This window comes from Photobacterium sp. GSS17, assembly GCF_028621875.1.
Taxonomy (GTDB): domain Bacteria; phylum Pseudomonadota; class Gammaproteobacteria; order Enterobacterales; family Vibrionaceae; genus Photobacterium; species Photobacterium ganghwense.
The window spans coordinates 268,124-283,287 of record NZ_CP117518.1; the positions used below are offsets into that span (position 1 = coordinate 268,124).

Below are 15,164 nucleotides of genomic sequence, written 5' to 3' on the forward strand. Positions count from 1 at the left end.
ACACATAACACTGACTGTGTTAGTCTGCTACTAACTACTAAGGTAGTAAATCTGATGGTGCACACTCAAGCGCCTTTGCTAACTGGTAAAGCTTCTCAAGTGTTACGTTGACCTTTCCCATTTCGATCCGTTCCATATAACTTCTATCAATACCTGTAATAAATGCTAGGTGTTTTTGGGAAATGCCTTTTCCTTTACGAATCTTTCATGACCTGCCCCCAATAATTAATCCAACACTTCTTTAGTAATGTCAGTTACGTTACTGTTTAGCCCTGAACGTGTCAGTACTGCAAATTCAGAGGGAGTTAGGTATCCAATTGATGAGTGCGGCCGATTTTCATTGTAGTCAATGCGCCAGTCACTGATCAGTTTACGAGCATGGCTCAAGTCTCTGAACAGATGCTCGTTTAAACACTCGTCCCTGAACTTGCCGTTAAAGCTTTCGATATAAGCATTCTGGGTTGGCTTACCAGCCTGTATCAGCTTCAGAATGACACCATGATCATATGCCCATTGGTCGAGGGTTTTACCCGTAAACTCAGGCCCCTGATCTGTTCAAACAGCCTCAGGATAACCACGGAAAGCAGCAATAGCCTCAAGTATGGCGACCACCTCATCTCCAGAAATTCCTGATGCAACAGTAATATCCAGGCACTCCTTTGTGAAGTCGTCAACGATAGTGAGGCACTTTATCCTACGACCAGAACTGAGTGCATCCATGACGAAGTCCATTGACCAGGTATGGTTGGGCAGTGAGGGAAGTAAAAGTGGCTCTCGCCCGACACATAATGATTTCCTTCGCATCCGTTTACGAGCGGTCAGTCCAGCCTCTCGGTATAACCGGTAAACACGCTTATGATTAACCTCTGTCCCTTCCCGCCGAAGAAGATGGTGAATACGGCGATATTCGAACCTTTTTCTCTCTAGTGCCAGTTCTTGTATATGAGCCGACAGCTCCACATTACTCTCTTTAGATTGAGGTTGGTATCTCATCGATGCGCGATTTATACCGACGAGCAGACAGGCTTTGCGCTCCGAAATCGAGGTAACTTAATGCATTGCATGCACGGCCTTGCTCTTGTCTCCGACGGTCAATACTTTTGGTAAAGAGCCGCTTTTAAAGCATCAACATCAAGCATGGATTCTGCCAAGAGCTTCTTGAGCTTGGCATTCTCATCTTCCAATGCTTTCAAACGACGGGCATCGGAAACATCCATGCCTGCGTACTTTTTACACCATAGGTAGAATGTGGCATCGGAAATATTGTGCTTGCGGCATAATTCTTTGACGGGCAGACCCGCTTCCGCTTCCTTGAGAATGGCAATGATCTGCTGTTCGTTGAATAGCTTCTTCATATTCATCTTCCTTCTTATAAGATGAACATTACTAAGTTTTGGCTGGATTAGAAAGCGGGGAGCAGGTCACTCTCGCTATTTTAAAGTGAGCATGATAAAAAACTTGCAACTTTATCGACTAAAATTAATGCTCTTAAAGCTGCTATAGAATATGTAAAAAAGAACAATGGTCATTGTTAGCTGTATTTTTGTCATTATCTACTCACGTAGGTTGTAGAGAAAAGATATTTAATGGTTGCAAAAGCTTAGTTCTTTATAATGAGGAATCAAGGTCAGCGCATTTAGATAATATAAAATTATTACAACATAAGCATCAAGAGAAGAAAACGGCCTTCATAGCTGACCACGATTTTCTACTGACTAATGAGCTATCGTCTTATTTTGCAGATATCACATCCCTTATTCAGCTCAATCAAATTCTATACATGGAAGTAAATGGTATGAAGCAGTTCCCGACTTTTCAGTTGACTGATGAAGGTGTTGTTCATGAAGTACTTCAATTGTGCTTACCGCGTTTATTGAATTCAGGTAGAAGCGCCTGGGACATCTGTTTTGTCTCTATCAAGAATTAAGCGTAACACTTAAACGTACGGATCCTGACGCTGCAAGATTACAAGATGTTTCATTCTCAAGATGACAATCGACGAGGCGGTTAAGGCTGATCCATTCCCTAAACTGCTGATTAACGGTAAGTGGCAGACTCATAAGGAGTTGGCCAAAGCAACCGGGCTTGGTATCGATACGATTAATCGGCGATGGCGTAAGGGATTACCGATTGATGAGATCGTCAATCCTCCCAAAAGGCGGATGACCAAGTATCTTTATAAAGGGGAGATGCGTAGCATCAGTGCGATTGCTAAGCTGAACGGTGTACTTCATGGTAGCCTTTCAAGACATATTCGCAACGGCATGTCGCTTGAAAAGGCGCTGGCACACATGGGTGTTTCTGATTAAGAGAGCCGATTATGTAGTGTCAGCATTCTTTAAATGTCTTGTAGGCCGTTCCATACAACCCATTGATTTTATGGAGCGGCGTTATTTTTGCGCTCTAACTTCAGTATATGGCATAGCGAATTTGACATGAAGTGGTAAATCTAATACGGTCACTTAGTTAGAGGTAACTTTTGATACTTTTACTAATTTGACTTCTATCGAATTAAGTCGAAATTTTAACGAAGTTTGTCTAGTACCAAGTCAATGAGTCATAGCTGACTCATGATTGTCCTCACAAGTAATTGAAAGCTTTGTTTACTGCACTTTTTAATCTCAAGCCATTAAGTGCAATCGTTTATTTTTGAAGCGCTGACGCTGCCTATTGTGATTCGGACACTTTAGGAATGGTTTTGTGGCAAATCAGCGTATCCGTGGTTGCACTGATAACTGGAAAAGACGAGTGGTTACTGCTATAGGATGATATCAGAAATCGTAGTCTTGGATTAAATAATGAGCGCTCTGTGCTCAATTTAGTGCTTAATTTGTCAATATAAACTCAATTATTGACAAGTATTTAATTATATTAATGATCTGCCACTCATTAAAACTTTAAAGCTAGCTAGGTCATTATCAAAGGTGTGACTAGTTGTTCAGTAGTAACGGAGTAAGGTTTGAACGTCCCGCAAGTAGCCGTAATTATTGCGACCAAAAATAGACCCAATCTATTAAAACAACGTGCACTAAAATCGGTATTAAAACAGACCAGGTTACCGAACTTCCTTATTGTAGTAGACGACTCTTCAGAACAAACTCAGCAAAAAAATAGGTTAATTGTCGAATCCCTTCCATCGAGTGACTACCATATTCAATATTTGATAAATCAGCGAACGCATGGTGCTAGTGGATCGTGGAATACGGCAATAGATTACCTGAGCAGCCAGTATAGAAAGGGCCATGATTCGCTGTTTCTAGCATTTCTTGATGACGATGATGAATGGCATCCTAACTATTTAGAAAGCAGCTTAGTGGCAGCAAGCTCAAACCATTGCAATATGGTGGCTGCGGGATTCTACCGCTATGAAAGTACTGAACAGCGGCCTATCGAGTGCTTATCACCTAAGTCATTAAATGAAGATCTATTCTTACGGGGCAATCCGGGTATTCAAGGTTCTAACCTGTTCTTATCACTCGATACCATGCTGATGGTCGGCGGTTTTGATGAGCATCTACCAAGTTGCACTGATCGTGATTTGTGCATACGTCTCTGTGAATTAGAAGTGATTCGCTACCACAGCATAAATGAACCACTGTTAAATCATTATGCAGATAGTGATCGCCAACGGCTTAGCACACCAAACTCACCAGCTAAGAAAAAAGGTTTGGCAGCGTTTTGGCAGAAGTATCATGGGCGCATGAGTAACGCGCAGCGTGAAGCATTTCTTAATCGTGCGCAGAGCCTGTTTAACTGGAAACCAGAAGCATCATCGGAAATAGCATCAGAGCCGGCAATTCAAATTGCGTTAACACTTGGCATTGAGTTAGGAAGTATTTCGTTTAGTAAGTTAAGCCAAGCCATCGAGCGAATTCATCAAGTAGGCCAACAGCATCTAGTTGGCTTTAACCTAGTCTTAACGGCAACTCAAGATTTGGACTTGAACGAATTGAGCGCGTTTCTTGAATTTGTGAGGCAACAGGGAATTACTTGCTACAATTTATGCGCTCAACAAACTTGTATTGAAACGGCTACTGCTTTTGTAGCCAAAGAGAACATTGGCCATAGCGCATGGGTGTTAAGAGGTTGGCAGCCTCAAGGGCAACCATACTGTAAAAACGAAAATGTTATTTCAGCATTATTAACAGAGTTAGGTGCTCGTCAGCTGTGCGACGACAGCCTTAATGAGCTGTTAAAAAAGCAGCAAACAGAACTAGTTCAGGAAATAACACAGAGGCGTGCTGACGAAGCCCGTGCTCGTATCGATAAGCTATTTTGTATCGACACCGACGATCTACAACTGCTTGGTATTGGCTCTGAAGCCATTGTGATGACTGACGGTAAACGCGTTTTTAAGTGTATTGATTACTGGAAAACGCGTATACCTGCTGAGCAAATTAAGTTTTTACAACAGGACTGTTCACAATGGCGTTATCTGCCTGGTTTATATACCCTCGATGAAGTCATTGTCGATGGCAAAACCTTAGTACTCACTTACCCCTATGAGGTGAGCGCCCCTTACCAAGGTGGCCACTGCGAACAAGTAATTAACTTACTTCATAGTTGCAGTAAAGCGGGTATTGTATGTAATAACATTCATCCGAAAAACTTGATCAAAACCCAGAATGAAGTGAAGTTGATTGATTATGGTTCGGATATTCGGCCATGGAATGAGTTGGGTTTTGAACACATGGCGCGGCGCGCTTATCTAACTATTTATCATGCGGCTCATCCATGTCTTAAGTTCTTAATGCGTCAATCGCTGCATACCACAAAAATGCCGGAGATGGATGGCTATCAAGCGTTTCGCCAACGATTAACCGGTATTGACTGTAACTTGAAGCAAGCACAGCAAGTCAGGTTGCCCCTGGCTCCGCTAGCAGAGCTGCCAGCACCTTTTGCATTAACTATCGGTGTGATTACAGGTGATGCCCATAAATTATTACCATTGCTTAACAGCATTGCCGAACTTGCGCAGTGTGGTTTTTTATCTGAGGTAAGCACCATTGTTCTGTGCAACGGTTGCTCGGATAGCTCTTTGACAGCAGTTTTGGAGCATAGTAAGCGCCCACTCGGCAATGTGCGAATAATTACCGAAGCACAACAAGTAGAAGACTCCGAAAGTGGCTTATTTGGTTCAGGCTTAGCTAACCGCCAGAGGGGACTGGTGGGTATCGCACAAGCACGCAGTATGTTGCAAAAGTACGTTGGGTTAAAATGCGAAGCGAATCCGGATAGCATTGCTTGGATTCTTGATGATGACATGCGCCTAGATGCGCGTGCAAAGCAATATCTTCCTTGGCTACCAAAATTTAAACAAGAGGGTATTGATGTTGTGATTGGGCAATATGAAGGCTCCTCTCCCAATCCTCCATTAAATGGCCTACGTGGTCAGCTGGTAGACCTGCTGCATAACTTACGTTGGCTAGATACACTATCAAGCAATATTGAACTGCCTGACCGCAGCGACGAAAACACAATACTTCGAAATACGTACCCCGATTATTACTACGACTTATCGCGTAAACATTCGGCCCATGTTGAAGTTCCATTTTGGCTTGAACCCGCTTACAAAGGCGAAACTGTAGCGGAAGCCCGTGCACGTTTGTTTGCTTATGCGCCATTGTTAGTCACGGGCTTTCCGCTTACTCGTAGTATAATCCCGGCATGCTCTGCAGACCCACTGATGGAAATGAAAGACACGGTCAACCGTGGTGGCAATACGTTTGTACTAAATCCTAAGGCGTTAACACAAACACCTAACCTAATCCCTAAAATTAATGGCCGTGAAGCGCGCCGTTCAGATATGGTTTGGGCAATGGTCAATAAGCATCACCACAGGCTAAGTATTAAAAGTGCCCCCTTTCCTGTACAACACACCGGCCGCGTGAAAAACGAGAAAATTCTGGATTTGAAGAAGGTACAGGATGAGATTATGGGATCAGCACTGTATGCTGGTCTGCAAGAATTTTTGCTTACAAAAGAAGAGCATAATTTGGTTTTTACTCCTGCTGAAATTACCAACGTTTGGAAAGCTACTAGATTAGCACGCAACACTCGTCTTTCACGTTTAAAACATAGCTTTTATCGAATTAATGGCTTGGCACAAGCATTATCCAAGTTTCCAGAACTCACGGAGCTATGTGAATACCTTGCTCGCTCCTTTAACCCTGCCACGATTGCGAAACTAGAAGCTCAGGTTAAGCAAATGAACGAGCACCATATTTGTGAGTTTTTAAATCAAATAGTGCCGCAGAGTACTAGCTTTGCAAATGCACACCAGAAAACTGTTGAGACAATAGAATAAAAATGCCTTATAAAAATTACTGTGAACTACCTACACCACATGGCACATTCAGAATGTATGACACTGGCAACGAATTGCTACGAGTGGTCACCTTTGGCGATATTAATAAGCTAGGAAGTAAGCCAATGGTGCGATTGCATTCTTCATGCTTGGCTTCAGAAGTATTCGAAGCGCGCGACTGCGACTGCGCAGACCAATTGCGCGAAGCCATGAAATCCATGGCACACAACGGAAGCGGTATAATTTTTCATTTGCATCAAGAAGGGCGCGGTCAAGGCCTATCGAAGAAGATTCAAGCAGTATATAAAATGCAGGCTGAGGCACTAGATACAGCTGAATCATTCCAAGCTATGGGCTTAGAACAAGACATTCGCGACTATACGCCTGCTATCAAAGTGCTAAAAAAAATGGCAATAGAGCAAGTGCGTTTAGTGTCAAACAACCCGCGAAAACGACGTGCACTGGAACAAGCTGGTATTGCAGTAGAAGTTGTTAATACTCACCCCCTAGTACGCCCCGAAAATGCAGACTACTTACAGAGTAAGAATGACAAACTGGGGCACTGCCTGCCCTTGGGCCTTGAACATGATAATACCGGCCCAATCCACTTTTATCATTCCGACCAAACGTGGGGGGAGTTTTCCAACTTTTCGCAACATGCTGTTTATCTTCATGGCAAAATTTGGCGTACAACCGAGCACTTTTACCAAGCACAAAAATTTAGTGAACCCGTACTACAAGAGCGAGTTCGTTCTGCTGCGAGTCCGATGTTAGCTAAACAAATTGCTGATCAACTGGAATCACAGCACCTCCAAGCTAACTGGCACAACGTAAAAGAAAATGTTATGTGGCAAGCACTTGCAGCCAAGTTTACCCAGCACCCTGATCTCAAAGAGTTATTATTATCTACACAGCAACGTAACATAGCCGAACATACACGTAATGACAGCTACTGGGGCGACGCAGGGGATGGTACTGGATTAAACCGACTAGGCGAGTTGTTAGTGCAATTGCGCAGCCAGTTACGGGATAACAAAGAACCACAACTATGTGCGGAATAGCGTTACTCTATGGCGACACTGCGGAGCAAAGCATGTCTGCCACTCTAGCGCGGCTTTCTCATCGTGGGCCAGATGACCAGCACTGCTGGGTAAGCAATCAATTAGCTATAGGTTTTGTACGTTTGGCGATCAATGATGAAAGTATTGCTGGTCGTCAACCATACAAAGCTGGCGATTTGATTGGGGCATTTAATGGCGAAATCTACAATGCTGATGAACTTGTTAAACACCACAACTTAATGCTAAATAGCCAATGTGATACACATGTTATTGCACCGCTATTTACGAAATTTGGTAGCCAGGTACTGGCAGAGTTAGACGGATTTTACTCAGGCCTCATCTACCAACCTGGTACGCATACTCTTTACTTATTGCGCGACCATATGGGCAAAAAACCTCTATTTTATGGCCGCGATGGCAATAACCTATTTGTTGTAAGCGAACTTAAAGCGTTGCAAAACATTGAATGGTTCGAGCAAGTACCACTGGGCATTAGTCAGCTAGATTTAATCACAGGAAAATTAACACACATAGCAGTACATCAACCACCAGCCAACACTACGTCCAGTCTGGCTGTGGCGATGGAACAAGCGGTTATTAAGCGCTTGCCGAAACAGCCGTTTGGTGTTTTTCTGAGTGGTGGCTTGGATAGCTCTATTATTGCGACATTAGCTAATCAGCACCGCCAGGACATCACTTATTTTGTTCTTGGCGATCCTGATAGTTCTGATGTCGCGATGGTTAATAGACTCGTTAAGTACCTAGGGTTAAAACAAGTTCATTACATTCCATTGCCAACGGAGCAAGAGTTACCCCCATTGATTGCCAAAGTGCTTTACACAACTGAGAGCTACAATCCATCGATCATAAGTAACGGCTTGGCGACTTATTTATTAGCAGAGGCAGCACATAAGGAGGGGTTGAAGGTAGTACTAACTGGTGAGGGAGCAGACGAGCTCTTTGCTGGGTACCATGAGCAGCTATCAGAACAAGAATGGCAATCAATTCGTACAAACCTAATAACCGACATGCGCTTTACCGAGCTTCGTCGGCTAGATAAGTGCAGCATGGCGCATAGTATTGAAGTTCGATGTCCATTTTTAGATCGTGCGGTTAAGCATATAGCGGATACCTTGAAGCACAAAAAGTTCTATTTGGCTGGCCGTAACAAGGTGGCACTTAGGAATACCTTTGGGCATCTATTGCCTACCGAAATAGCTAATCGTAAAAAAACATCATTTGATGTAGGTAGTGGCATACGCAAGTTGGTGGTGACCTATTTATCTCGCAACGGAAATATGGAAATAGTCGAACTTAAGAAAATCTGGCAACAGGTATTTACTCACGATGCTGAAAATACTTATTTTTTTAGCTACCCTACGTTTGATGCCGTTATTGCAAAACGCGGGGAGACTCACAGGTGACAGTACAATTAGCCCAACAAATATTGCTCGATAAATTCAAGCAAGAACCATTTCATAACCTCTACCTACTCAATAATGTGCTACCCACCACAACGGCATATGGAGGTACTTGCTCAGACAAAACTCTGAGCTATTTAGAGGCAGCTAAAGCTGCAGGACTTGATGCACACTTGCACTCTGCTCGCATTGGCGGGCAAGAGATCCACCGGTTGGTAAGGCTTGAAATTGACAATCAGCGCTACTTTGCTGATATTGGCAATGGCTGGCCATCTATTCAACTGTTTCCAGCTGCAACCCCTATTGAGTATGAGTGCTACGGAATGCGCTATAGGACTGAAATAGAAAACGGTGTGATCAGGGTTTACCACCTCAAACGTGGTGTCGAAAAGCTACAAATGGAAATAGATATTGCAGCAAAACCTGAAGCCGAAATCCGCCAAGGTATAGCGAACCGCTTTTCGACCAACATAACCTACCCATTTAGCAACCAGTTGCGATTCTCAATGGTTGTTGGCCAGCGATTTTTATTTATTCGCGATAGACGGTTAGAGATATACAGTAGCAGCGGCTACGAAGAAGTACCTAACATCAGTATAAGTGATCTACTAAATGTGCTAACGAAATACTTTGACTATGATATTAAGTCTGTGATTCATAGAGATGGTTTCAATTTTCTTAGTTGAAGATCGAGCTTGTAATTCTGCTATTGAAACCTCTCTGACCTGCCCCAATAATTAATCCAACACTTCTTTAGTAATGCCAGTTACGTTACTGTTTAGCCCTGAACGTGTCAGTACTGCAAATTCAGAGGGACTTAGGTATCCAATTGATGAGTGCGGGCGACTTTCATTGTAGTCAATGCGCCAGTCACTGATCAGTTTACGAGCATGGCTCAAGTCTCTGAACAGATGCTCGTTTAAACACTCGTCCCTGAACTTGCTTGCCGTTAAAGCTTTCGATATAAGCATTCTGGGTTGGCTTACCAGCTTGTATCAGCTTCAGAATGACACCATGATCATAAGCCCATTGGTCGAGGGCTTTACCCGTAAACTCAGGCCCCTGATCTGTTCGAACAGCCTCAGGATAACCACGGAAAACAGCAATAGCCTCAAGTATGGCGACCACCTCATCTCCACAAATTCCTGATGCAACAGTAATATCCAGGCACTCTTGTTAAGTCGTCAACGATAGTGAGGCACTTTATCCTACGACCAGTACTGAGTGCATCCATAACGAAGTCCATTGACCAGGTATGGTTGGGCAGTGAGGGAAGTAAAAGTGGCTCTCGCCCGACACATAATGATTTCCTTCGCTTCCGTTTACAAGCGGTCAGTCCAGCCTCTCGGATAACCGGTAAACACGCTTATGGTTAACCTCTGTGTCCCTTCCCGCCGAAGAAGATGGTGAATACGGCGATATCCGAACTTTTTTTTCTCTAGTGCCAGTTCTTGTATACGAGCCGACAGCTCCATATCACTCTTTTTAGATTGAAGTTGGTATCTCATCGATGCGCGATTTATACCGACGAGCAGACAGGCTTTGCGCTCCGAAATCGTGGTAACTTCCTGCATTGCATGCACAGCCTTGCGCTTGTCTCCGACGGTCAATACTTTTGGTTAGGAGCCGCTTTTAAAGCATCAACATCAAGCATGGATTCCGCCAAGAGCTTCTTGAGCTTGGCATTCTCATCTTCCAATGCTTTCAAACGACGGGCATCGGAAACATCCATGCCCGCGTACTTTTTATGCCATAGGTAGAATGTGGCATCGGAAATATTGTGCTTGCGGCATAATTCTTTGACGGGCAGACCCGCTTCCGCTTTCTTGAGAATGGCAATGATCTGCTGTTCGTTGAATCGCTTCTTCATATTCACCTTCCTTCTTATAAGATGAACATTACTAAGTTTTAGTTGGATTAGAAAGCGGGGAGCAGGTCAGGTAAAAATACGTTCTTTTTCTAGGCCATGTCAGACGACGTCTGACAAACTGGTGGTTTCTATTGTATTGATATCATTAGATGAAGTATTGAACTCTAAGGTGTAAAATTCACTGTTCAGCGGGTTCGATTCCCGCTGCCCGCTCCAAGTTTCTTCTCTAAGTAAACTTCACATATCTACTTGAAATTAATGCGCTTAATGGCGTGTTTTGGCGTATCTAGCGTTATGCTGGTAATGACTGCAAATTTGCGCTGTGGCCAACTTGTGACCAGAATGGTGTCCACTGTGTGTTGTTTTCATGTGGAAAATGATTGGCTCAGTAAACACCGTTAGCCATTCACTCGACTAGTTATCAGCTAAATATGAGTAAAACTAACCATTCCCTTCTTGCTGAAACGCGAACCGTTCATCAACAGAAGCATTAAGGGAGTTTCACGAAGTATTGATTTTTTCTAATGTCAGTGTGAACCAACCTTAAGGTCATGGATTCTTGAGGGATTTTGTGTGAACGATTGTTAATTTTTAAATCATTTTGAATGAAAGCCAATAGTGGCGTTTTTGAGTTTCATTAAAATGAGAGAGCTTCCAGATTGCCCGACGGTTTAGCCGCGCGCAGGGTGCGTCGCGGCCAATACCAAATGACATCAGGCAAATTGCGATACTTTTTTGGGTACCAGCCACACTTCATCAGCCGGTTGAATCAAGTTGATGATTGGGTCGTGGCTGGCCAGTTCCACCTCCACCAATTGTTGTGGGGCCTGACTGTATGTTTCTAAACGTATGATGTTACCTAACGGAAGTTTACGAACGACGTTGACCGGCATCCCATGTTCTTGAGGTTTGGTATGTACGTTAAAGTCGTGTGGCCGGCAGTACAGCTTATTCAAGGCGTTTTCGTTTCTGGTGAAGGTGTATCCCCGGTCAGCGGCATAAATACGGTTTGATGAACCTACAAACTGGTACACAAATTCTGTTTTTGGTGCATGATAAATTTCTTCCGGCGTACCAATTTGCTCTATTTGTCCTTTGTTCATCACCACAATGTGATCGGCGACCTCCAGTGCTTCTTCCTGATCGTGGGTAACGAACAGGCTGGTAATGTGCAGCTCATCATGCAGTTGGCGCAACCACCTGCGTAATTCCTTACGCACTTTGGCATCCAGAGCACCAAAAGGCTCATCCAGCAGTAATACTTGCGGCTCAATCGCCAGTGCCCTTGCCAATGCCACGCGCTGACGCTGACCACCAGATAGCTGTGCAGGATAGCGATCGGCTAACCATTCCAGCTGCACAAGTTCGAGCAGTCGGTTGACTTTTTGCCTGATGGTTGTTTCATCAGGGCGGGTCGCTTTGGGTTTGGCGCGCAGACCGAAGGCAACATTTTCAAAAATGGTCATATGTCGGAACAGCGCATAATGTTGAAACACAAACCCAACCTGGCGCTGTCGAATGTCCAACCCGGAAACGTCACGCTTATGGATAGTAATGGTGCCAGCATCGGGACGTTCCAGACCGGCGATTACTCTTAATAAACTGGTTTTGCCACAACCGGAAGGGCCAAGCAATGCCACCAGCCCGCCACTGGGAAACTCGATGCTGACGTTGTTCAATGCGGTGAATTGACCAAAATGTTTGTACAGTCCTGAAACTTGAATGCTCATAAATTACTTCTCCCGGTGCTGGTTTCTTTGCAAAATTTCTTTGATGACAAGGGTGACGATCGCTAATAACGCGAGTAAGGAGGCACAGGCAAATGCAGCGGTGAACTGATATTCGTTGTAGACCACTTCAACATGCAGCGGCAGCGTGTTTGTTAAGCCGCGAATATGGCCGGAAACGACAGAAACCGCACCGAAATCCCCCATCGCACGTGCGTTACACAAAATGACGCCGTAAAGCAGGGCCCATTTGATGTTGGGTAACGTAATGCTGTAGAAAATCCGCCAGCCAGAAGCGCCTAATACTCTGGCGGCCTCTTCCTCATCGGTCCCTTGTGATTGCATTAATGGGATCAGTTCGCGGGCAATAAACGGGAAAGTGACGAAAACCGTTGCCAGGACAATACCAGGAACAGAAAACACAATCTGAATCCCCGCATTTGCTAGTGCATCGCCAAACCAGCCTTCACTGCCGAACAGCAGAATAAAGATCAGGCCGGCAATGACTGGGCTGACGGAAAATGGTAGATCAATCAATGTCATCAGCAGACGTTTACCTACAAATTCAAACTTGGTTACCGACCAAGCAGCAGCTAAACCAAATATCAGGTTTAAAGGCACTGCAATGGCAGCAACGAGCAGAGTCAGTTTGATGGCTGACAGCGCATCCGGTTCTGTGATTGAGGCCAGATAGACATGCCATCCGGAACGGAACGCTTCATATATCACCATCAAAAGGGGCAGAATGAGGGTGGTGGTCACAAACACCAACGCGATGGTCGTTAAAGTTGTTATTACCCAGTTCTGTTCGGTTGTTGCTGACGGGTGCACCGTCATCGTCGGTCTTGGCGAAATAAGAGATTGAGTCGTGTTCTGTGTCATGCCATGACTCCCTGATGTTTTTTATCTCGTCGTTCCAGCCAGCTTTGCAGACTGTTGATGACAAACAGCATCACCAGCGAAAAACTCAACATGGCACAGGCAATAGCTGTTGCGCCGGGGTAATCGAACTGTTCCAGTTTGGTGACGATAAGCAATGGGGTAATCTCGGAGACGAAGGGGAGATTACCGGCGATAAAAATGACCGAGCCATATTCACCCACTCCGCGGGCGAAGGCTAAGGCAAAGCCAGTCAGCAGCGAGGGAAATAAATGAGGAAGAATAACGTGGCGAACGGTATACCAACGATTAGCGCCTAATGCGGCCGCGGCTTCTTCCAGCTCCTGCTCAAAATCTTCCAAAATTGGCTGCACGGTTCTAACCACAAAGGGAAAACCGATGAAGATCAATGCCAGCGTGATCCCCAAAGGTGCGTAGGCAACTTTAATCCCCGCTTGGAGTAAAGGCGCACCGATTGGCCCATTGGGGCCATAAATCGCGACCAATGCAATGCCCGCGACAGCGGTCGGCAGGGCAAAAGGCAGATCAATCAGCGCATCAACAATGCGTTTCCCGCGGAAGGAGTAGCGGACTAATACCCATGCGACTAATGAGCCGAATAACAGGTTGATCAACGCAGCCACAAAAGCCGTGCCGAACGTCAGCTGATATGAAGCAACGACCTGCGGATGAGAGACCACGTCCCAGAATTGTGACCAGCTGAGTGTCATGGTTTTGCTGACCAGAGCGGCCATCGGGAGTAAAACAATCAGCCCCAGATAAAACAGGGTGTACCCCAGGCTCAGAGAAAGCCCGGGAATCACCGAATATTGCTTGAAACCGTTCATTTATTTCTGCCCTGGCTGATAAATTTCATCAAATATCCCACCATCACTGAAATGTGTTTTCTGTGCGTTTTGCCAACCTCCAAATTCGTCATCGATAGTGATGAGATGCACGTCAGGGAAACGGGTTAAATCGTGCTTATCAGCATATTGAGGGTTAACCGGACGGTAGAAATGTGCCGCTGCGAGCTTTTGTGCTTGCGGGCTGTACAGATATTCAAGGTAAGCTTGCGCTTCCTTAGCTACCCCATGTTGCTCGGCATTGCTATCGACAACGGTAACAGGAGGTTGGGCAAGAATACTGATTGACGGCACCACAATCTCAAAGTCACTGGCACCTTGCAGTTTTTCGGTCGTCAGCAGAGCTTCGTTTTCCCAGGTAAGCAGCACATCCCCAATACCGTTACGAACGAATGTATTGGTCGCCCCCCGTGCACCGGAGTCGAGAACTGGCGCTTGTCGGTATAGGTCACCGACAAATTGGCGGATTTTGGTTTCATCCCCTGCATACTGTTTTGCAGCGTATGCCCACGCTGCCAGGTAGTTCCATCGCGCGCCACCCGATGTTTTAGGGTTGGGAGTAACTACGGCGACGCCGGGTTTGATCAAATCATCCCAGTCCCGAATGTTTTTGGGATTGCCTTTACGGACCAGAAAAACAATCGTTGATGTGTAAGGCGCGCTGGCATGAGGTAGTTTGGCCTGCCAGTTTCGCGAGAAGGAATCTGTTCGCTCCTGAACGGCATTAATGTCGTAGGCCAGCGCAAGCGTCAGGATGTCGGCTTTCAGGCCGTCAATCACCGCACGAGCCTGTTTCCCTGAGCCACCGTGAGACTGGCGTATCTGCACATCTATCCCGGTTTTGGCTTTGTAATCCTGGCTGAAGCTCTGGTTAAACTCTCGATAAAATTCCCGGGTTGGGTCGTAAGACACATTCAACAGTGTTTTTGTTTCAGCCCAAAGTTGCCCGCTAAATCCGGTTAACGCAGCAAGTAAAGCAATTCCCACTACTTTTTTCATAACAATTCCTTCTTTTCTAATGATGTGGTGTCGA

The 15,164-nt window shown here is 45.1% G+C and carries 10 protein-coding genes and 2 pseudogenes; 5 read left to right on the forward strand and 7 right to left on the reverse strand.

Annotated features, from left to right (window positions below):
• Nucleotides 1-37 precede the first annotated feature (37 nt).
• Nucleotides 38-202 (reverse strand): helix-turn-helix domain-containing protein, encoded by a 165-nt coding sequence (locus PGW97_RS17635; RefSeq protein ID WP_273860667.1) that lies wholly within the window; start codon nt 200-202, stop codon nt 38-40.
• 23 nt (nt 203-225) lie between these two features.
• A pseudogene (locus tag PGW97_RS17640) lies at nt 226-1,355 on the reverse strand (IS3 family transposase).
• A 633-nt stretch (nt 1,356-1,988) separates the two neighbouring features.
• On the opposite strand from PGW97_RS17640, the gene PGW97_RS17645 reads away from it, so the two are divergent.
• From PGW97_RS17645 to PGW97_RS17665, 5 genes are all read left to right on the forward strand, one after another.
• Entirely contained in the window at nt 1,989-2,309 is a 321-nt protein-coding gene (locus PGW97_RS17645; RefSeq protein ID WP_273860279.1) for a hypothetical protein, read from the forward strand.
• Between the two features lie 650 nt (nt 2,310-2,959).
• Nucleotides 2,960-6,307: a glycosyltransferase family 2 protein gene (locus tag PGW97_RS17650; protein ID WP_273860280.1), complete on the forward strand. Its 3,348-nt coding sequence runs from the start codon at nt 2,960-2,962 to the stop codon at nt 6,305-6,307.
• A gap of 2 nt (nt 6,308-6,309) precedes the next feature.
• Entirely contained in the window at nt 6,310-7,368 is a 1,059-nt protein-coding gene (gene ribA / locus PGW97_RS17655) for a GTP cyclohydrolase II RibA (RefSeq protein WP_273860281.1), read from the forward strand.
• A 32-nt stretch (nt 7,369-7,400) separates the two neighbouring features.
• Nucleotides 7,401-8,792, forward strand: a complete 1,392-nt coding sequence (locus PGW97_RS17660; protein ID WP_273860282.1) for an asparagine synthetase B family protein — start codon at nt 7,401-7,403, stop codon at nt 8,790-8,792.
• The gene (locus PGW97_RS17665; RefSeq protein WP_273860283.1) at nt 8,789-9,475 is read left to right on the forward strand and encodes a hypothetical protein; all 687 of its coding nucleotides are present in this window, start codon (nt 8,789-8,791) and stop codon (nt 9,473-9,475) included. Before PGW97_RS17660 ends, PGW97_RS17665 begins: the two co-directional genes overlap by 4 nt.
• A 51-nt stretch (nt 9,476-9,526) precedes the next feature.
• On the opposite strand, the pseudogene PGW97_RS17670 reads toward PGW97_RS17665, so the two are convergent.
• The 5 genes and pseudogenes from PGW97_RS17670 to PGW97_RS17690 form a co-directional block, all read right to left on the reverse strand.
• Nucleotides 9,527-10,659: pseudogene (locus tag PGW97_RS17670) on the reverse strand (IS3 family transposase).
• Nucleotides 10,660-11,372: 713 nt separating this feature from the next.
• Nucleotides 11,373-12,389: a sulfate/molybdate ABC transporter ATP-binding protein gene (locus PGW97_RS17675; RefSeq protein WP_273860284.1), complete on the reverse strand. Its 1,017-nt coding sequence runs from the start codon at nt 12,387-12,389 to the stop codon at nt 11,373-11,375.
• 3 nt (nt 12,390-12,392) lie between these two features.
• Entirely contained in the window at nt 12,393-13,223 is an 831-nt protein-coding gene (gene cysW / locus PGW97_RS17680) for a sulfate ABC transporter permease subunit CysW (protein WP_443147150.1), read from the reverse strand.
• A gap of 41 nt (nt 13,224-13,264) precedes the next feature.
• Nucleotides 13,265-14,113: a sulfate ABC transporter permease subunit CysT gene (gene cysT / locus PGW97_RS17685; protein ID WP_273860286.1), complete on the reverse strand. Its 849-nt coding sequence runs from the start codon at nt 14,111-14,113 to the stop codon at nt 13,265-13,267.
• Nucleotides 14,114-15,130, reverse strand: coding sequence for a sulfate ABC transporter substrate-binding protein (locus PGW97_RS17690; RefSeq protein WP_047884733.1), 1,017 nt, complete (start codon nt 15,128-15,130; stop codon nt 14,114-14,116).
• Between the last annotated feature and the right edge of the window lie 34 nt (nt 15,131-15,164).